The organism is Qaidamihabitans albus (assembly GCF_016464705.1).
Taxonomy (GTDB): Bacteria; Actinomycetota; Actinomycetes; order Mycobacteriales; family Pseudonocardiaceae; genus Qaidamihabitans; species Qaidamihabitans albus.
Genome location: NZ_JAEHOB010000017.1, coordinates 126,105 through 143,736 on the forward strand (window position 1 = coordinate 126,105; position 17,632 = coordinate 143,736).

Here is a 17,632-nt window from a genome sequence, read left to right on the forward strand (position 1 = left end):
ACGGTCGGCTTCCGTCAGCACGTCCAGCAGCACACCGGTTGTCGGTGTGCTGCCGCATGAAAGAGGAAAGTATGCCGAAGAACAAGTCGCACAGCGGGATCTCCAAGCGTGTCCGTGTCACGGGCAGCGGCAAGATCCGCCGCCAGAAGGCGGGCCGCCGCCACCTGATGGAGAAGAAGTCCAGCAGGGTCACGCGCCGGCTGGAGGGCACGACCGAGGTCGCGGCCCCCGACGTGCGCCGCGTCAAGCGGCTGCTCGGTCGCTGAGCAGCCAGAACGTGTAAACCCCGGGGTGCCGAGGCACCCCCCGAGATCGACAGGATGGACCCGTGGCACGCGTCAAGCGGGCGGTGAACGCCCAGAAGAAGCGTCGCGCAACTCTCGAACTGGCCAGCGGCTATCGCGGTCAGCGTTCGCGGCTGTACCGCAAGGCCAAGGAGCAGACGCTTCACTCGCTGAACTACGCCTACCGGGACCGCCGTGCCCGCAAGGGTGACTTCCGCCAGCTGTGGATCACCCGGATCAACGCGGCGGCCCGGCAGAACGGCGTGACCTACAACCGGTTCATCCAGGGCCTCAAGGCCGCCGGTGTGGAGGTCGACCGCAAGATCCTCGCCGACCTCGCGGTGAACGACGCGGCCGCTTTCGCCTCGCTCGCCGAGGTCGCCAAGCAGAACGTGCCTGCCGACGCGAAGAAGCCGGCCTGATCCGCGACACCGGACGACCCGGGGATGTCTTCACTCACAAGACGCCCCGGGTCGTCGCAGCCCGGCGGCTGACCACACGGGCCGGCCGGGACGACGCGGGCCGGTTTCTCGCCGAGGGCGCACAGGCGGTGCGCGAGGCGCTGCGGTTCGGGCGGGTGCACGAGGTGTTCGTCACCGAGTCCGCCGCCGAACGGCACGCGAATCTGCTCGTTGACGCGCCCGCGGTCTCGCTGATCGACCGGCGGGCAGCCGAACTGTTGTCGGAGACCGTGACGCCGCAGGGCATCGCCGCCGTGTGCGACACGGTGGACGTCGATCTGGAGACCGCACTCGCCGGCCGCCCTCGGCTGGTGGCCGTGCTGGCCGGAGTCGCCGATCCCGGTAACGCGGGCACGGTCCTCCGGGTCGCCGACGCAGCGGGCGCCGATGCGGTGATCTTCGCCGGAGACGCGGTGGACGTGCACAACGGCAAGTGCGTCCGGGCGTCGACGGGCAGCCTGTTCCACCTTCCGGTGGCCCGGGAGCGCGACGTCCTCGCCGCGCTCGGGGCATGCGGCCGGGCGGGGCTACGCGTCGTGGCCGCCGACGGGAACGCCGAACGGGGGCTCGAGACGGCGACCGGCCTGGACCGGCCTACGGCCTGGTTGTTCGGCAACGAGGCACACGGCCTGCCGCCGGAGGTTCTCGGGCACGCCGACGAGGCGCTGCGGGTGCCCATCTACGGCCGCGCCGAGAGCCTCAACCTGGCCACCGCGGCCGCCGTGTGCCTGTACGCCGCGGCCATGGCGGCGGGTCGCCGGACTACTGACCGAGGGTGACCAGCGGGGTGCCCGGCCCGATCACCTAGAATCGCCCCGTCCATCGCTCACGTGCGCTCGCGCCTGCGTGCAGCCCGCCAGAGCCGTCACAGCGGACGCCGAGGAGTTATGTCCGAAGCCTTCGACAAGCCAGAGCCCAAGCCGGCTGATCCGCTTGCGCCCGAAACCCTGTCCGCCGCCGTCGAGACGGCCGAGAAGGAGTTCGCCGCCGCGGCGGATCTCGACGCGCTGGCCGCGGTCAAGCCCGCGCATCTCGGCGACCAGTCGCCGCTGCTCCTCGCGCGCCGCGAGATCGGTGGACTCCCGAAGGACCGGAAGGCCGAAGCCGGCAAGCGGGTGAACGAGGCCCGGCAGGCTGTCCAGGCGGCCTACGACTCCCGGCGCGCCACCTTGCAGGCGGAACGCGACGAGCGCGTGCTGCGCGAGGAGAGCGTCGACGTCACGCTGCCGTGGGACCGGCTGCCGCGCGGGGCGCGCCACCCCGTCGCGACCATCGCCGAGCGGGTCGCCGACGTGTTCGTGGGCATGGGCTACGAGGTGGCCGAGGGCCCTGAGCTCGAAGCCGAGTGGTTCAACTTCGACGCGCTCAACTTCGGCAAGGACCACCCGGCGCGCCAGATGCAGGACACGTTCTACGTCGCCCCGGAGGGCTCGGGTCTGGTCCTGCGCACGCACACGTCGCCCGTGCAGGCGCGGACGCTGCTGCACCGGGAGCCGCCGGTCTACGTCGTGTGCCCGGGCCGCACCTACCGCACCGACGAGCTCGACTCGACGCACACGCCGGTATTCCACCAGGTCGAGGGACTGGCCGTGGACAAGGGCATCACGATGGCGCACCTGAAGGGCACGCTCGACGCGTTCGCCCGCGCCATGTTCGGTGAGCGGTCCGAGACCAGGCTGCGCCCGCACTTCTTCCCGTTCACCGAGCCCTCGGCCGAGGTGGACGTGTGGTTCCCGGAGAAGAAGGGTGGCGCAGGCTGGGTCGAGTGGGGTGGCTGCGGCATGGTCAACCCGAACGTCCTGCGCGCCTGCGGCGTCGACCCCGACGTCTACTCGGGTTTCGCGTTCGGCATGGGCCTGGAGCGCACCCTGCAGTTCCGCAACGGCATTCCGGACATGCGTGACATGGTGGAGGGCGATATCCGGTTCACCCTTCCCTTCGGAACGGAGGCGTGAATGATCGATGATTGCGGAGCGGATCGTTTGCGCCGACCGGGTGCGGGTGTCCCGCAGGAAACGGAGGCGTGAATGATCGATGATTGCGGAGCGGATCGTTTGCGCCGACCGGGTGCGGGTGTCCCGCAGGAAACGGAGAAGTAGTGCGAGTCCCCGTTAGCTGGCTGAAGGAGCGCCTGGAGCTCGGCGACAAGGTCGACGAGGTCACGGCCCAGGAGCTGGCCGACGCCTNAAGTAGTGCGAGTCCCCGTTAGCTGGCTGAAGGAGCGCCTGGAGCTCGGCGACAAGGTCGACGAGGTCACGGCCCAGGAGCTGGCCGACGCCTTCATCCGCATCGGCATCGAGGTCGATGGCGTGCACCCGCTCGGTGAGATCACCGGCCCGCTGGTGATCGGCCGGGTTGCCGAGATCGAGGAGCTCACCGACTTCAAGAAGCCGATCCGGTACTGCCAGGTCGAGCTCGGCGACGCCGGTACCGCTCTCGGGGATGCGGTGGAGGAGACCGGGGAGCCCGACTCCACCGAGGACGAGGACGTCGATCCGCCAAGGGCGCGCACGAACGGCATCGTCTGTGGCGCCACCAACTTCGCGGAGGGTGCCCTCGTCGTCGTCGCGCTGCCCGGTGCCGTGCTGCCCGGTGGCTTCGAGATCTCGGCCCGCAAGACCTACGGCCACGTCAGCGAGGGCATGATCTGCTCGGCCCGCGAGCTCGGCCTGGGTGACGACCACACCGGAATCCTGGTACTGCCGCCCGGAACGGCCGATCCCGGTGACGACGCCCGCGACGTACTCGACCTGGACGACACGGTCATCGAGGTCGCGCCCACTCCCGACCGTGGCTACGCGCTGTCGGTCCGCGGCCTGGCCCGCGAGCTGGCGTGCGCGCTCGACGTCCCCTTCGGCGATCCCGCCAACACCGACGTGCCGGAGGCCGAGGGCGACGCGTGGCCGGTGCGCATCGAGGACACCGAGGGTTGTCGCAGGTTCGTGCTGCGCCGGGTGACCGGGCTGGACGCGGGCGCGCCGACGCCGTGGTGGATGCGGCGGAGGCTGCTGCTCGCCGGTATCCGGTCGATCTCGCTTGCCGTGGACGTCACCAACTACGTGATGCTGGAGCTGGGCCAGCCACTGCACGCCTTCGACACCGGTTCGGTCAAGGGTGACCTGGTGGTCCGCCGGGCCCGGCCAGGCGAGAAGCTCACCACGCTCGACGACGTCGAGCGGGAGCTCGACCCCGACGACGTGGTGATCGCGGACGACACCGGGGTGGTCTCGCTGGCCGGCACCATGGGTGGCGCTGGCACCGAGATCAGCGGTGACAGCACCGATGTCCTGCTGGAGGCGGCGCACTGGGACCCGCCGTCCATCAGCCGGACGGCTCGCAGGCACCGGCTCTTCTCCGAGGCGGCGAAGCGGTTCGAGCGGTACGCCGACCCGCAGCTGTGCGCTGTGGCGGTGGAGTCGGCCGCGCGGCTGCTGCGCCAGTACGGCGACGGAAGTATCCGGCCGGGCCGCACCGACGAGGGCGGAACGGAGCCGATGCCGGCCATCACCATGCCCATCAGCCTGCCCGACCAGGTCGCCGGTGTGCGCTACGAACGTGGCGTGACCGTGCGCAGGCTGACGCAGATCGGCTGCAAGGTCGCGGTCGGCACGGGGGACGACGGCACCGCGGTGGTTTCGGCGGTGCCGCCGAGCTGGCGTGGTGACCTGGGCCAGCAGGCGGATCTGGTGGAGGAAGTGCTTCGGCTGGAGGGCTACGGCAGCATCCCGTCGGTCCTGCCCGCCGCGCCCGCGGGCCGCGGCCTCACCGAGTCGCAACGGCGCCGCCGCACGGTGTCCCGCGCGCTCGCCGAGGCCGGCTATGTCGAGGTCATCCCGTTTCCTTTCGTCTCGAAGTCGACCTGGGACGCGTTCGCGCTGCCGGAGGACGACCCCCGCAGGCGTGGCCTGACACTGCTGAACCCGCTGGAGTCGGACAAGGACGAGCTGGCGACCACCCTCCTGCCGGGACTGCTGGAGACGTTGCAGCGCAACCTCTCCCGCGGGTTCCGAGATGTCGCGCTGTTCCATATCGGCCAGGTGGTGCTGCCGAGTGCCGAGCCCGCCGACGTGCCCGACCTGGCGGTCGACGCCCGGCCCGCCGACGACGAGCTGGCGGCGCTCGAGCAGTCGGTGCCGGTCCAGCCGCTGCACGTGTCCGTGGTTCTCACCGGCCAGCGCCTGCGTACCGGCTGGTGGGGCCCCGGCGAGGCCGCGACCTGGGCGGACGCGGTGGAGTCCGCACGTACGGTGGCCGCGGCGTCCGGGGTCGGCCTGCGTACCGAGGCCGCGGACCTGCTGCCCTGGCACCCCGGCCGCTGTGCCCGGCTGCTGGCCGGCGACCGCCCCGTCGGACATGCGGGAGAACTGCACCCGAAGGTCGTCGAGGCGATGGGCCTGCCCAAGCGCACCGTGGCGATGGAACTGGATCTCGACGCGATCCCGCTTCCGGACTCGCGGCCCGCGCCCGCCGTGTCGCCGTACCCGCCCGTCCTGCTCGACGTCGCGCTGGTGGTTGACGCCGAGGTGCCGTCGGCGGACCTCGCGGACGCGCTCCGGCAGGGTGCCGGTGAACTGCTCGAGGACGTGGCGCTGTTCGACACCTACACCGGCGAGCAGATCGGCGAGGGCAAGCGGTCGCTGGCGTACAAGCTGCGTTTCCGTGCCGCGGACCGCACGTTGACGGTGGAGGAGGCGACGCACGCACGCGACTCGGCGGTGGCGTCCGCGAAGGAGCGTTTCGGCGCCTTCCTACGTGGCTGAACCCGCCGGTCGCCGGCGACGTGCCCATCACGACGCCGGGGGAGCGCCGAGCACGGGTTGCCGGGCGCGGTCCATCCCGTAGCCGGACTCCCACGGGAACCGGCCCCACAGGTCGTCGTGCACGACCTGCAACGCCGGCACCGGCGGCCCGCCGGGTGCGCGGTAGCGGAAGTTCGCGCCGAGCAGGAATCCCGAGGAGTCGGGCACCCGTACCAGGTGCACCCGGTGCGGCCAGCCGTCGAGCGTGAGGGGCGCGCCGGTGCCGGGTGGCCGGCGGTGCCGGACCCGTTTCCCGAGCGCGTTGAGCACTCCACCGGCGGTGTACTGGTCGGTGCCGAACAGGATGAGTTCCGGGTGCCGGTACTCCGACAGGCCGATCGTGTAGGCGAACGGTGGCGCCCCCTCGTCGCCGACGACGTACTGGATCGCCCAGCCGAACGCGTCGATGGTGTCGCACAGCCAGTCGTCCGGACGCTCCGAGGGTCGCGCCGCGGGCGTCGCGTGGCGTCTTCGGCCGAAGGTGTGCGGCGGCCCGGTGCGGCCGCGAAGGCCACGGAGCAGGTGGCCGGTGGTCGTCCTGAGTGCTGTCATGCCGTTTCGCAACAGTGGCTCCTTCTCAGAGATGTTTCAGCGCTTCCCTGCGGGACAGGCCGGACAACCCGGGATGGTCGGCGACGAACGAGCGCACCCAGTCCGGGTCGGTCTTGGCGTGGTCGCGGAGTGCCCAGCCGATCACCTTGCGGATGAAGGAGTCCGTATCGTCCACATTGGCCTCCACGCAGCCGGTGAGCAGCGTTCGATCGGTGTGGCCCTTCGCGCCGATCTGGCAGATGACCGACGTGCGCCGGATCCAGCGATCCGGGTCGGTGGCCCACCGGCGCAGCACCGGCCCGACGGCCGCGGGCTCGGCCCGGAGGATGGGCCCGATTCGCCGGATGGCGATCTCGTCGACGAGATCCCACCAGGCCCCGGTGCGCACGAGTTCCTCGTACAACGGGATCCGCTCCGCCGTCTGCCAGCGCAGATAGCGGCGATGTCCGGTGAGGTCGATCGCGATGTAGCGCTCCTCGCGGAAGGAGGCGCCGTGCCAGAGTTCCCGCACGGTGCGCTCCCAGGAGTCCACGTCGGTGAGCACGTACTCGTCGAAGATCTCGCGGGTGAGCTGCTGTCTCGCCGGCTTCGGCACGCCGCGGAACGGGAGGTCGGACTTCATGTACCGGCGCATCTGCGGGGCCCTGACCGGGTCGGCCAGCGCGGCGAGCCGGGCGCGCACCGCTCCGGTCAGCGGATGGCTCTCCTGCGCGCCACCCCTGTTCTCGTCCATCGTCCCCCCAGGATCTCTCGGTGCTGGTGGAGGCAACGCTAGGCCGGGAGCACGACAGTTTCGGAGCTCGTCCGCGCGGTCGCGCGAGTGGTCACCGAAGTGGGTGAACCGAACTCGTTTGATTGAACTTGCGTAGGCATGCATAATCATTCGTATGACGGTGAAGGTCGCGGTGGCCGGGGCGAGTGGGTACGCGGGCGGTGAGCTCCTGCGCCTGCTGCTCGGGCACCCGGAGGTCGAGATCGGCGTGCTTTCGGCGGCGAGCAGCGCCGGAACGCCGCTGGGACAGCATCATCCACATCTGGTTCCGCTCGCGGACCGCGTGCTGCAGGACACGACCGCGGACACGCTCGCCGGGCACGACGTCGTCTTCCTCGCGCTGCCGCACGGGCATTCCGCGGAGATCGCCGCCCGGCTCGGGCGGGACGTGCTCGTCATCGACGTCGGAGCGGACCACCGGCTGCTGGAGGAACGCGACTGGCAGCGGTGGTATGGCGGGCAGTACGCGGGCTCGTGGCCGTACGGGCTGCCGGAGCTGCCCGGCGCGCGCGAACGGCTGCGGGGCGTGAAACGCGTCGCCGTTCCCGGCTGCTATCCGACCGGTGGCTCGATCGCGCTCGCACCCGCCCTTTCCGGTGGGCTGATCCGGCCCGAGGTGACCATCGTCTCCGTTACCGGTGCCTCCGGCGCGGGAAAGAGCCTCAAGCCGCACCTGCTCGGGGCCGAGCTCATGGGCTCCGCAAGCGCCTACGGTGTCGCCGGGGCGCACCGGCACACGCCCGAGTTCGCGCAGAATCTCAGCGTCGTCGCGGGGGAGCGGGTGACCGTGTCGTTCACCCCGGTGCTCGCGCCGATGCCGCGCGGCATTCTCACCACCGCGAGCGCCCCGCTCGCCGGCCCGGCCGATCCGGCCGCGGCCAGGGAGGTCTACGAGAAGGCCTATGCCGGCGAGCCGTTCGTGCGCCTGTTGCCGGAGGGCTCCTGGCCCGCCACGGCAGCCACGGTCGGCTCGAACACCGTGCAACTCCAGGTCGGCATCGACACCGACGCGGGCCGCCTGATCGTGGTGGCCGCCATCGACAATCTCACCAAGGGCACCGCGGGCGGTGCCGTCCAGTCCATGAACATCGCGCTCGGGCTCGCCGAGACCATCGGGCTGCCGACTGTAGGAGTCGCACCGTGACCATCACCACCGCGCAGGGCTTCCGGGCCGCGGGCGTCACCGCGGGGCTGAAGGCGAGTGGCAGGCCCGATGTCGCCCTGCTGGTCAACGAAGGCCCTTCCGACGTCGCCGCCGCCGTGCTCACCTCGAACCGGTGCAAGGCCAACCCGGTGCTGTGGAGCGAGCAGGTGCTCGCGGACCACCGCGCGCGGGCGGTCGTGCTCAACTCCGGCGGCGCCAACTGCTACACCGGGCCACAGGGCTTCCAGAACACGCACGCCACGGCGGAGCTCGTCGCGGGAACGCTCGGCCTCGGCGCGATCGACGTCGTCGTGTGCTCGACCGGCCTGATCGGGGAGCAGCTCCAGCAGGACAAGCTCACCACGGGCATCGAGCGGGCGGTCGCCGAGCTCTCGGCGACCGGGGGCTCCGCCGCCGCCGAGGCGATCATGACGACCGACACGCGCAGCAAGGAGTCGCTGCGCCAGGGCGAGGGCTGGTGCGTCGGCGGCATGGCGAAAGGCGCGGGCATGCTCGCTCCGGCGCTGGCCACCATGCTCGTGGTGATCACCACCGACGCGCTGGTGGACGCCGCGACCGCCGACCGGGCGCTGCGGGAGGCGACCAGGGTCACCTTCGACCGGCTCGACTCCGACGGCTGCATGTCGACCAATGACACGGTGCTGCTGATGTGCAGCGGCGCGTCCGGCGTGACACCGGACGCGGCCGAGTTCGGCGTGGTGCTGACGGACGTCTGCCATGACCTCGCCCAGCAGTTGCTCGCCGACGCGGAGGGCGCCGAGCACGACATCGCGATCGAGGTCGTCAACGCCGCCTCCGAGGACGACGCGGTGGAGGTGGGCCGGGCCGTCGCGAGGAGCAACCTGTTCAAGTGCGCCGTGTTCGGCAGGGACCCGAACTGGGGCCGCATCCTCGCCTCCGTCGGCACCACGTCGGCCGCCTTCGAACCGGCCGAGCTCGACGTCGCCTTCAACGGCGTCTGGGTGTGCCGGGGCGGTGAGCCGGGCGAGCCGCGCGAGAAGGTCGACCTCGGCGAGCGTGCGGTGACCGTGACCGTCGACCTCAAGGCGGGCGCCGAGTCGGCGACGATCTGGACGAACGACCTGACGCACGCCTACGTGCACGAGAACTCGGCGTACTCGACATGAGCAATCCGGAATCCCTGGTCGCCGCGGACGAGCGGCTGGCCACCGCGGGTGAGAAGGCCGGTGTGCTGATCGAGGCCCTGCCGTGGCTGCAGCGCTTCCACGGCGCGACCGTCGTCGTCAAGTACGGCGGCAACGCCATGGTCGACGACGCACTGAAACGGGCGTTCGCGCAGGACATGGTGTTCCTGCGGCTCGCAGGGCTGAAGCCGGTGGTGGTGCACGGCGGCGGCCCGCAGATCACCTCGATGCTCGACCGTCTTGGCCTCGTCGGGGAGTTCAAGGGCGGCCTGAGGGTGACCACCCCGGAGACCATGGACGTCGTGCGGATGGTGCTCGTCGGGCAGGTCAGCCGCGAGCTAGTGGGCCTGATGAACGCGCACGGCCCGTACGCGGTCGGCATCTCCGGCGAGGACGCGCGGCTGTTCACCGCGGAGCGCAAGCTGGCCACGGTGAACGGCGAATCCGTCGACATCGGGCTGGTCGGCGAGGTCGCCGACGTCAACCCGGACGCGGTGCTCGACATCGTCAACGCCGGCCGCATCCCGGTGGTGTCCACCGTGGCGCCCGACGTGGACGGTGTGGTGCACAACGTCAACGCCGACACGGCGGCAGGCGCGCTCGCCGCCGCACTCGGCGCGGAGAAGCTCGTGGTACTCACCGACGTGGAGGGGCTCTACGCGAACTGGCCCGACCGGTCGTCGCTGATCGACCGGATCGCGGCGGACCGCCTTGAACAGCTCCTGCCGAGCCTGGCCAGCGGGATGATCCCGAAGATGGAGGCCTGCCTGCGCGCCATCCGGGGCGGCGTCGAGCGGGCGCACGTCATCGACGGCAGGCTCGCGCACTCGGTACTGCTCGAAGTCTTCACGTCGCGGGGCATCGGAACGATGGTCCTGCCCGATCCGGGGGGCGAATGATGTCCAACCAGGACAACCAGCTGCGGTGGCAGGCCTCGATGATGAACAACTACGGCACGCCCGCGCTGACGCTCACGCGGGGCGAGGGCGCCGTGGTGTGGGACGCGGACGGCAACCGCTATGTCGACCTGCTTACCGGTATCGCCGTGAACGCACTCGGTCACGCGCATCCCGCCGTCGTCGCGGCGGTGACGGAGCAGATCGCCACCATCGGGCACACGTCGAACCTCTACGTCAACGAGCCGGCGCTGCGGCTCGCCGAGCGGCTGCTCGATCTGTCCGGTATGGATGGTGAAGGCAAGGTGCTCTTCTGCAACTCCGGCGCGGAGGCGATCGAGACGGCACTGAAGCTCACCCGCCGCACCGGACGGACCAGGGTGGTCTCCACCGATGGTGGCTTCCACGGGCGCACGATGGGCGCGCTGTCGCTGACCGGGCAGCCGGGCAAGCGCGGGCCGTTCGAGCCGCTCGTGCCGGGGGTCGCGCACATTCCCTACGGTGACGTCTCGGCGCTCGAAGCCGCGATCGACGACGAGACCGCGGCGTTCGTCGTCGAGCCCGTCCAGGGTGAGAACGGCGTCGTGGTGCCACCGGAGGGCTATCTGCAGGCGGCTCGCTCGCTGACCGCGAAGCACGGTGCCCTGCTGGTCGTCGACGAGGTGCAGACCGGCATCGGCCGGCTCGGCAGCTGGTTCGCGTTCCAGCGGGCCGGCGTGGTGCCCGACCTCGTCACCCTCGCCAAGGGTCTCGGTGGCGGCCTGCCGCTCGGCGCGTGCATCGCGGCCGGGCCGGCCGCAGCGCTCTTCGAGCCGGGCCAGCACGGCACCACCTTCGGCGGCAACCCCGTGTGCTGCGCGGCCGCGCTCGCGGTGCTCGACACGATCGCCGCCGACGGACTCCTCGAACACGTCTCCTCGGCGGGCAAGGAGCTCGCCGCCGGTGTGGAGCAGCTCGGGCACCCGCTGGTGCGCGGGGTCAGGGGCGCCGGGTTCCTCCTGGGCATCGTGCTGCACGAACAGGTGTCGGCGAAGGTCGCCGCCGCGGCGCAGGGGGCCGGCTTCCTGATCAACCCCGTCCAGCCGGACGTGCTGCGGCTCGCCCCGCCCCTGATCCTCGGCCGCGAACAGGCCGACGAGTTCCTGGCCGCCCTGCCCGCCGCGCTCGGCTCGGCGAAAGAAAAGGATACGGACTGACATGCTCCGGCACTTCCTCCGCGACGACGACCTGACCCCCGACGAGCAGTTCACCGTGCTCGATCTCGCCGACCGGTTCAAGAAGCAGCCGTTCGGCGACGCGCTCGCCGGGCCGAAGGCGGTCGCGGTGATCTTCGAGAAGAACTCCACCCGGACCCGGTTCTCCTTCGAGGTCGGCATCGCGCAGCTCGGGGGGCAACCGGTGATCGTCGACGGGCGCAGCATGCAGCTCGGCAGGGAGGAGACCATCGAGGACACGGCGAAGGTGCTCTCACGCTATGTCGACATGATCGTCTGGCGGACCTTTGCACAGGCCCGCGTCGACGCGTTCGCCGCGGCCGCCGGGGTGCCGGTGATCAACGCGCTCACCGACGAGTTCCACCCGTGCCAGATCCTCGCCGACCTGCAGACCGTGCGCGAGCGCAAGGGCAAGCTGGCCGGCCTCACCCTGACCTACCTCGGCGACGCGGCGAACAACATGGCCCACTCGCTGCTGCTTGGCGGTGTGACCGCGGGGCTGCACGTGCGCGTCGCGGCCCCGGACGGGTTCCACCCGGCGCCGCAGGTGCTGGACGCCGTCGCCAAACGGGCCGCGGAGACCGGTGGCAGCGCCGAGGTGTTCACCGATCCGCACGCCGCCGTCGACGGCGCGGACGTGGTCACCACCGACGCGTGGACGTCGATGGGCCAGGAGAACGACGGCAAGGACCGGGTGTCACCGTTTCGCCGCTACCAGGTCAACACCGGGTTGCTGGCACGCACCGGCAAGGAAACGATCGTCCTGCACGACCTGCCCGCCCACCGGGGTGCCGAGATCACCGACGAGGTCATCGACGGACCGGCGAGCGCGGTGTGGGACGAGGCGGAGAACCGCCTGCACGCACAGAAGGCACTGCTGGTGTGGTTGCTCGATCAGGTGGAGTGACGATGAGTGCGCCCTCGCGCGGCGGCGGCATGAGCAGGGCAGCCCGCCAGGCCAGGATCATCGAGCTGGTGTCCAGAATGGCCGTGCGCAGCCAGACGGAGCTGGCCAAGCTGCTGGCGGCCGAGGGCATCGAGGTCACGCAGGCTACGTTGTCCCGGGACCTCGACGAGCTCGGCGCCGTCAAGCTGCGGGGTGCCGACTCCGGGGCGCCGGTGTATGTCATACCGGAGGACGGAAGCCCGGTCCGGGGAGTGCAGGGCGGTACCTCCCGGCTGTCCCGCCTGCTCGCCGAGCTGATGGTGTCGGTGGACGCCTCGGGCAACCTGACGGTGCTGCGGACCCCACCGGGAGCGGCGCAGTTCCTGGCCAGCGCGATCGACAGGGCGGCGCTGGAAGAGGTCGTCGGCTCGATCGCCGGCGACGACACGGTAGCGGTGATCGCCAGGGAACCGCTGTCGGGCAAGGACCTGGCCGAACGATTCGCGGCGCTGGCGCGGCGATCGTCTACTGTGGACGTAGAATTCAGTGAGGAGAACGATGATGAGTGAGCGGGTGGTGCTCGCGTATTCCGGCGGGCTGGACACCTCGGTGGCGATCGGGTGGATCGCCGAGGAGACCGGTGCCGAGGTGGTCGCGGTCGCCGTCGACCTCGGCCAGGGCGGCGAGGACCTGGAGACCATCCGTAAGCGGGCGATCGAGTGCGGCGCGGTGGAGGCCGTCGTCGCGGACGCCAGGGACGAGTTCGCCGACGAGTACTGCCTGCCCGCGCTGCAGGCGAACGCGCTCTACATGGACCGCTACCCGCTGGTGTCGGCGCTGTCCCGGCCGCTGATCGTCAAGCACCTCGCCGAGGCGGCGAAGTACCACGGTGCCAGCACGGTCGCGCACGGCTGCACCGGCAAGGGCAACGACCAGGTGCGCTTCGAGGTCGGCATCGGCGCGCTCGCGCCGGATCTGGACGTCATCGCGCCGGTGCGTGACTTCGCGTGGACCCGCGAGAAGGCCATCGCCTACGCCGACGAGCGCAACCTGCCGATCGACGTCACCAAGAAGTCGCCGTTCTCGGTCGACCAGAACGTCTGGGGCCGTGCGGTCGAGACCGGGGTCCTCGAGGATCTCTGGAACTCACCGCCCAAGGAGGTCTACTCCTACACGGAGGACCCGACCGTCCACTTCCAGGCGCCCGACGAGCTCGTCATCCGGTTCGACAAGGGCGTACCGGTGGCGATCGACGGTGAGCCGGTGACCGTGCTGGAGGCCATCAAGCAGCTCAACCGGCGTGCCGGCGCGCACGGCATCGGCAGGCTCGACATGGTGGAGGACCGCCTCGTCGGGATCAAGAGCCGCGAGGTGTACGAGGCGCCCGGCGCCATCGCGCTCATCACCGCGCACCAGGAGCTGGAGAACGTCACGGTCGAGCGCGACCTCGCCCGGTTCAAGCGGCAGGTGGAGCAGCGCTGGGGCGAGCTCGTCTACGACGGCCTGTGGTTCTCGCCGCTCAAGGACGCGCTCGACGGGTTCATCGCGAAGACGCAGGAGCACGTGACCGGCGAGATCCGGATGGTGCTGCACGGCGGCAACGCCATCGTCACCGGCCGGCGCAGCGCGGAGTCGCTCTACGACTTCAACCTGGCGACCTACGACGAGGGCGACTCGTTCGACCAGTCGCTCGCCAAGGGCTTCGTCCAGCTCTGGGGCCTGCCGAGCAAGATCGCCGCGAAGCGTCAGCAGAGCAAGAACTGAGCAGCACCCCGATGTGGCGTTCGGTGCGTTGGACGCACCGGATGCCACATCGGGCAACGTGAACGCAACGAATGTGGCATTGGGGAGAGCACGTGGCACTGTGGGGCGGGCGGTTCGCGAGCGGGCCTGCCGAGGCGATGGCGGCGCTGAGCGCGTCGACGCACTTCGACTGGCGGCTGGCGCCCTATGACATCGCCGGATCGCGCGCCCATGCCCGCGTGCTGCACCGGGCCGGCCTGCTCAGTGCCGGGGAGCTGGACGGCATGCTCGCGGCGCTGGACACGCTCGCCGAGGACGTGACGTCCGGTGCGTTCACGCCGACCGTCGCCGACGAGGACGTGCACACCGCGCTCGAACGTGGCCTGCTCGAACGCGCCGGGGCGGAGCTGGGCGGCAAGCTCCGCGCAGGGCGGTCGCGCAACGACCAGGTCGCCACGCTGTTCCGCATGTGGCTGCGCGATGCGGCGCGCCGGGTCGTGGCAGGCACCCTCGACGTGATCGACGCCCTGGTGGAGCAGGCCGGACGTTACCCCGACGCGGTCCTGCCCGGCCGCACCCACCTGCAGCACGCCCAGCCCGTTCTGCTCGCACACCATCTGCTCGCACACGCCCAGTCGCTGCTGCGTGACATCGGCAGGCTGCGCGACTGGGACACCCGTACCGCCGAGTCGCCCTACGGCTCGGGCGCGCTCGCCGGTTCGTCGCTCGGCCTCGACCCGGACGCCGTGGCCGGGGAGCTAGGCTTCGACGCCTCCGTGGAGAACTCGATCGACGGCACGGCTTCCCGCGACTTCGCGGCCGAGTTCGCGTTCGCGGTGGCGATGCTCGGCGTGAACCTCTCGCGCATCGCGGAAGAGGTCATCATCTGGAACACCGCCGAGTTCGGCTACGTCACGCTCGACGACGCGTGGGCCACGGGCAGCTCGATCATGCCGCAGAAGAAGAACCCGGACGTGGCCGAGCTCACGAGGGGCAAGTCGGGGCGGCTGATCGGCAACCTCACCGGGCTGCTGGCCACGCTCAAGGCGCAGCCGCTCGCCTACAACCGCGACCTGCAGGAGGACAAGGAGCCGGTCTTCGACTCGGTGGAGCAGCTCGAGCTCCTGTTCCCCGCCATCGCGGGCATGCTCGGCACGCTGACCTTCCACACCGACCGCCTGGCCGAGCTGGCCCCGGCCGGCTTCACCCTCGCCACCGACATCGCGGAATGGCTCGTGCGGCAGGGTGTTCCGTTCCGCACGGCGCACGAGGCGGCGGGCGAGTGCGTACGGGTGGTGGAGGGGCGCGACGCGGGGCTCGACGAGCTGACCGACGACGAGCTCGCCAAGATCCATCCCGCGCTCACGCCGGACGTCCGCGAGGTGCTGACCGTCGCCGGCTCGGTCGGCTCCCGCGACGCCCGCGGTGGTACCGCTCCCGCGCGCGTCGCCGAGCAGCGCGACCGGCTCGTCGCGCGGCTCGGCGAGCACCGAGCCTGGGCGAGCACCGGCGTTCTGGCCGGTTAGCCTGGGGACGCCGGGGAGCGACGGGGAGGCCGCGATGACAGGAGCCGCTGACGAGGCGGAGCGGATCATGGCGCGTGAGGAACTCGCCATCGACCCGGTGGCGCTCGCCCGCCGGTTGCTCGGCTGTGTACTCGAGTCCCGTGGCGACGAGGGCACCGTGCGGGTCCGGCTGGCCGAGGTCGAGGCGTACCGGGGCCTCGACGACCCCGCCTCCCACTGCTACCGCGGCCGCACCGCGCGCAACGACGTGATGTGGGGCCCCGCCGGTCACCTGTACGTGTATTTCGTCTACGGCATGCACTTCTGCGCGAACGTCGTCGGCCTGACCGACGGCCAGCCGGGCGCGGTCCTCGTCCGTGCCGGGGAGGTCGTCGAGGGCAGTGAGCTGGCGAGGCGCAGGCGGCCGACCGCTCGCGGGAACGGTGCCGTGGCGAAAGGGCCGGCGGTGCTGACCTCGGTGCTCGGTCTCGACCGCGCCCACAACGGGTCGGACCTGACCGATCCCGCATCGCCGGTCCGGCTGTTCGCGGGCCCGCAGGTGCCCGAGGACCGGGTTCGCGCGGGGCCGCGGGTGGGAGTGGCCGCCGCCAGGGACATCCCGTGGCGGTTCTGGATCGACGGTTCTCCGGCGGTCAGCACGTACCGGCGCGGCGGCCGCGTACGCGCCCGGGCGCAAACCTGATTGCGCGGGTAAGGGAAGATTCAGGGCGTGAGCGAGCACATTCTTGACGAGCTGTCCTGGCGCGGGCTGATCGCGCAGTCCACGGATCTCGACGTGTTGCGTCGCGACCTGGCCGCGGGCCCGATCGCGGTGTATGCGGGATTCGATCCGACCGCACCCAGTCTGCACGCCGGTCACCTCGTGCAGATGCTGGTGCTGCGCCGCTTCCAGAACGCCGGGCACCGGCCGGTGCTGCTCGCGGGCGGGGGCACCGGGCTGATCGGCGATCCGCGTGATGTCGGCGAGCGCACGCTGAACTCCGAGGAGACGGTGCGCGAATGGGCAGGCCGGCTGCGGGGCCAGCTCGCCCGGTTCGTCGACTTCGACCACCCCGAGGTGCCGCCGATCGAGATCAACAACCTGGACTGGCTCGGCACGATGACAGTGCCTGCCTTCCTCCGCGACGTCGGCAAGCACTTCTCGATCAACACGATGCTCGCCAGGGACACCGTCCGGCGCCGCCTCGACGGCGAGGGGATGTCCTACACCGAGTTCAGCTACATGCTCCTGCAGGCCACCGACTACCGGGAACTGTTCGAGCGGTACGGCGTGCGGCTGCAGGTCGGCGGCTCCGACCAGTGGGGCAACATCGTCGCCGGCGTCGACCTGGTGCGGCGGGTGCACGGCGAGCAGGTGCACGCGCTGACCACGCCGCTGATCACCGACTCCGAGGGGCGCAAGCTCGGGAAGTCGACGGGCGGCGGGAACGTCTGGCTCGATCCGGCGATGACCTCGCCGTACGCCTGGTACCAGTACTTCCTCAACCTGCCGGACGCCGACGTCGTGAACTGCCTCAAGCTGCTGACGTTCCTCGGCAAGGAGGAGATCGCGGAGCTGGAGGCGGCGACGGTGGAGCGGCCGGCCGCCCGCCTCGCCCAGCGCAGGCTCGCGGAGGAGCTGACCGACCTCGTGCATGGTAGCGAGCAGACCCGGCAGGTCGTCGCGGCCAGCCAGGCGCTGTTCGGCAGGGGAGAGCTGGCGGGGCTGGACGCCGCCACGCTGGACGCAGCCATGGCCGAGGTGCCCACCGGCGAGGTCAAGCTGTCCGAGGAGCCGACGATCGTCGAGCTGCTCACGGCCACCGGGCTGGTGGACAGCAAGGGTGCCGCACGACGCACGGTCAAGGAGGGCGGCGCGTACGTGAACAACACGAAGATCACGGACGAGGCCTGGCGGCCTGCCGCGTCGGACGCGCTGCACGGGCGCTGGCTCGTGGTGCGCAGGGGCAAGCGGAACACCGCGGGCGTCCGGCTGCTGAGCTGACGGCCGCGGAGCGGAATATCCGCGAGGTGTGCGTGGTTGACGTGTATCGGTGACCCCATGGGTCAACCGCCGGCGGGTTACGGCTCGTCGGATCGGTGCCCCGGGCAGGCCGCTGAACTGGGGTTTCGCGAGTAGTGGACCCCCGTGTTCACGAGCTGATCCCGGGCATGTAATCTTTTCCTTGTCGCCGGGGAGACCGGGCTGG

At 70.9% G+C, this 17,632-nt stretch carries 17 protein-coding genes; 15 read left to right on the plus strand and 2 right to left on the minus strand.

The genetic code is table 11. The features are described from left to right. Positions 1–71 precede the first annotated feature (71 nt). From rpmI to pheT, 5 genes are all read left to right on the plus strand, one after another. Entirely contained in the window at positions 72–266 is a 195-nt protein-coding gene (gene rpmI, locus JAP66_RS26570; protein WP_199434573.1) for a 50S ribosomal protein L35, read from the plus strand. Positions 267–328: 62 nt separating this feature from the next. After that, positions 329–706 carry a 50S ribosomal protein L20 gene (gene rplT, locus JAP66_RS26575; RefSeq protein WP_199434574.1) on the plus strand — a complete coding sequence of 126 codons (378 nt, stop codon included), beginning with the start codon at positions 329–331 and terminating at the stop codon, positions 704–706. Continuing rightward, positions 703–1,524 (plus strand): TrmH family RNA methyltransferase, encoded by an 822-nt coding sequence (locus JAP66_RS26580; protein WP_210770683.1) that lies wholly within the window; start codon positions 703–705, stop codon positions 1,522–1,524. The genes rplT and JAP66_RS26580 overlap by 4 nt, the downstream gene beginning before the upstream one ends. 108 nt (positions 1,525–1,632) lie before the next feature. Continuing rightward, a complete protein-coding gene (gene pheS, locus JAP66_RS26585) occupies positions 1,633–2,700 on the plus strand; it encodes a phenylalanine--tRNA ligase subunit alpha (protein ID WP_199434575.1) in 1,068 nt (355 codons plus the stop codon). 237 nt (positions 2,701–2,937) lie between these two features. Beyond that, positions 2,938–5,505: a phenylalanine--tRNA ligase subunit beta gene (gene pheT, locus JAP66_RS26590; RefSeq protein WP_199434576.1), complete on the plus strand. Its 2,568-nt coding sequence runs from the start codon at positions 2,938–2,940 to the stop codon at positions 5,503–5,505. A gap of 27 nt (positions 5,506–5,532) precedes the next feature. Here pheT and JAP66_RS26595 read toward each other — a convergent pair whose 3' ends face one another. Beyond that, positions 5,533–6,096: a DUF4262 domain-containing protein gene (locus JAP66_RS26595; protein WP_199434577.1), complete on the minus strand. Its 564-nt coding sequence runs from the start codon at positions 6,094–6,096 to the stop codon at positions 5,533–5,535. 25 nt (positions 6,097–6,121) lie between these two features. After that, complete coding sequence (locus tag JAP66_RS26600) at positions 6,122–6,829, minus strand: DNA alkylation repair protein (RefSeq protein ID WP_199434578.1); 708 nt, start codon at positions 6,827–6,829, stop codon at positions 6,122–6,124. Between the two features lie 154 nt (positions 6,830–6,983). On the opposite strand from JAP66_RS26600, the gene argC reads away from it, so the two are divergent. The 10 genes from argC to tyrS all read left to right on the plus strand — a co-directional run bounded on the left by argC (position 6,984) and on the right by tyrS (position 17,427). After that, the gene (gene argC, locus JAP66_RS26605) at positions 6,984–8,012 is read left to right on the plus strand and encodes an N-acetyl-gamma-glutamyl-phosphate reductase (protein ID WP_199434579.1); all 1,029 of its coding nucleotides are present in this window, start codon (positions 6,984–6,986) and stop codon (positions 8,010–8,012) included. After that, complete coding sequence (argJ, locus tag JAP66_RS26610) at positions 8,009–9,160, plus strand: bifunctional glutamate N-acetyltransferase/amino-acid acetyltransferase ArgJ (protein ID WP_199434580.1); 1,152 nt, start codon at positions 8,009–8,011, stop codon at positions 9,158–9,160. Before argC ends, argJ begins: the two co-directional genes overlap by 4 nt. Then, positions 9,157–10,077 (plus strand): acetylglutamate kinase, encoded by a 921-nt coding sequence (gene argB, locus JAP66_RS26615; protein WP_199434581.1) that lies wholly within the window; start codon positions 9,157–9,159, stop codon positions 10,075–10,077. The genes argJ and argB overlap by 4 nt, the downstream gene beginning before the upstream one ends. Next, on the plus strand, positions 10,077–11,270 hold the full coding sequence (locus tag JAP66_RS26620) for an acetylornithine transaminase (RefSeq protein WP_199434582.1): 1,194 nt from the start codon (positions 10,077–10,079) through the stop codon (positions 11,268–11,270). Before argB ends, JAP66_RS26620 begins: the two co-directional genes overlap by 1 nt. A 1-nt stretch (position 11,271) precedes the next feature. Continuing rightward, complete coding sequence (argF, locus tag JAP66_RS26625; protein ID WP_199434583.1) at positions 11,272–12,195, plus strand: ornithine carbamoyltransferase; 924 nt, start codon at positions 11,272–11,274, stop codon at positions 12,193–12,195. A 29-nt stretch (positions 12,196–12,224) separates the two neighbouring features. Next, on the plus strand, positions 12,225–12,743 hold the full coding sequence (locus JAP66_RS26630) for an arginine repressor (RefSeq protein WP_199434600.1): 519 nt from the start codon (positions 12,225–12,227) through the stop codon (positions 12,741–12,743). Next, on the plus strand, positions 12,736–13,938 hold the full coding sequence (locus JAP66_RS26635; protein WP_307849728.1) for an argininosuccinate synthase: 1,203 nt from the start codon (positions 12,736–12,738) through the stop codon (positions 13,936–13,938). Before JAP66_RS26630 ends, JAP66_RS26635 begins: the two co-directional genes overlap by 8 nt. A gap of 71 nt (positions 13,939–14,009) precedes the next feature. Next, on the plus strand, positions 14,010–15,443 hold the full coding sequence (argH, locus tag JAP66_RS26640; protein ID WP_199434585.1) for an argininosuccinate lyase: 1,434 nt from the start codon (positions 14,010–14,012) through the stop codon (positions 15,441–15,443). A 34-nt stretch (positions 15,444–15,477) separates the two neighbouring features. Next, on the plus strand, positions 15,478–16,125 hold the full coding sequence (locus JAP66_RS26645; protein ID WP_235999508.1) for a DNA-3-methyladenine glycosylase: 648 nt from the start codon (positions 15,478–15,480) through the stop codon (positions 16,123–16,125). Between the two features lie 27 nt (positions 16,126–16,152). Beyond that, a complete protein-coding gene (gene tyrS / locus JAP66_RS26650; RefSeq protein ID WP_199434586.1) occupies positions 16,153–17,427 on the plus strand; it encodes a tyrosine--tRNA ligase in 1,275 nt (424 codons plus the stop codon). The last annotated feature ends 205 nt before the right edge of the window (positions 17,428–17,632 follow it).

Excerpts from the sequence above, each read along its gene's own strand:
- rpmI (WP_199434573.1), top strand. The coding sequence starts at position 72 with ATGCCGAAGAACAAGTCGCACAGCGGGATCTCCAAGCGTGTCCGTGTC.
- pheS (WP_199434575.1), top strand. The coding sequence starts at position 1,633 with ATGTCCGAAGCCTTCGACAAGCCAGAGCCCAAGCCGGCTGATCCGCTT.
- JAP66_RS26595 (WP_199434577.1), bottom strand. The coding sequence starts at position 6,096 with ATGACAGCACTCAGGACGACCACCGGCCACCTGCTCCGTGGCCTTCGC.
- JAP66_RS26600 (WP_199434578.1), bottom strand. The coding sequence starts at position 6,829 with ATGGACGAGAACAGGGGTGGCGCGCAGGAGAGCCATCCGCTGACCGGA.
- argC (WP_199434579.1), top strand. The coding sequence starts at position 6,984 with ATGACGGTGAAGGTCGCGGTGGCCGGGGCGAGTGGGTACGCGGGCGGT.
- argB (WP_199434581.1), top strand. The coding sequence starts at position 9,157 with ATGAGCAATCCGGAATCCCTGGTCGCCGCGGACGAGCGGCTGGCCACC.
- JAP66_RS26620 (WP_199434582.1), top strand. The coding sequence starts at position 10,077 with ATGTCCAACCAGGACAACCAGCTGCGGTGGCAGGCCTCGATGATGAAC.
- argF (WP_199434583.1), top strand. The coding sequence starts at position 11,272 with ATGCTCCGGCACTTCCTCCGCGACGACGACCTGACCCCCGACGAGCAG.
- JAP66_RS26630 (WP_199434600.1), top strand. The coding sequence starts at position 12,225 with ATGAGCAGGGCAGCCCGCCAGGCCAGGATCATCGAGCTGGTGTCCAGA.
- JAP66_RS26635 (WP_307849728.1), top strand. The coding sequence starts at position 12,736 with ATGAGTGAGCGGGTGGTGCTCGCGTATTCCGGCGGGCTGGACACCTCG.
- argH (WP_199434585.1), top strand. The coding sequence starts at position 14,010 with ATGTGGCATTGGGGAGAGCACGTGGCACTGTGGGGCGGGCGGTTCGCG.
- JAP66_RS26645 (WP_235999508.1), top strand. The coding sequence starts at position 15,478 with ATGACAGGAGCCGCTGACGAGGCGGAGCGGATCATGGCGCGTGAGGAA.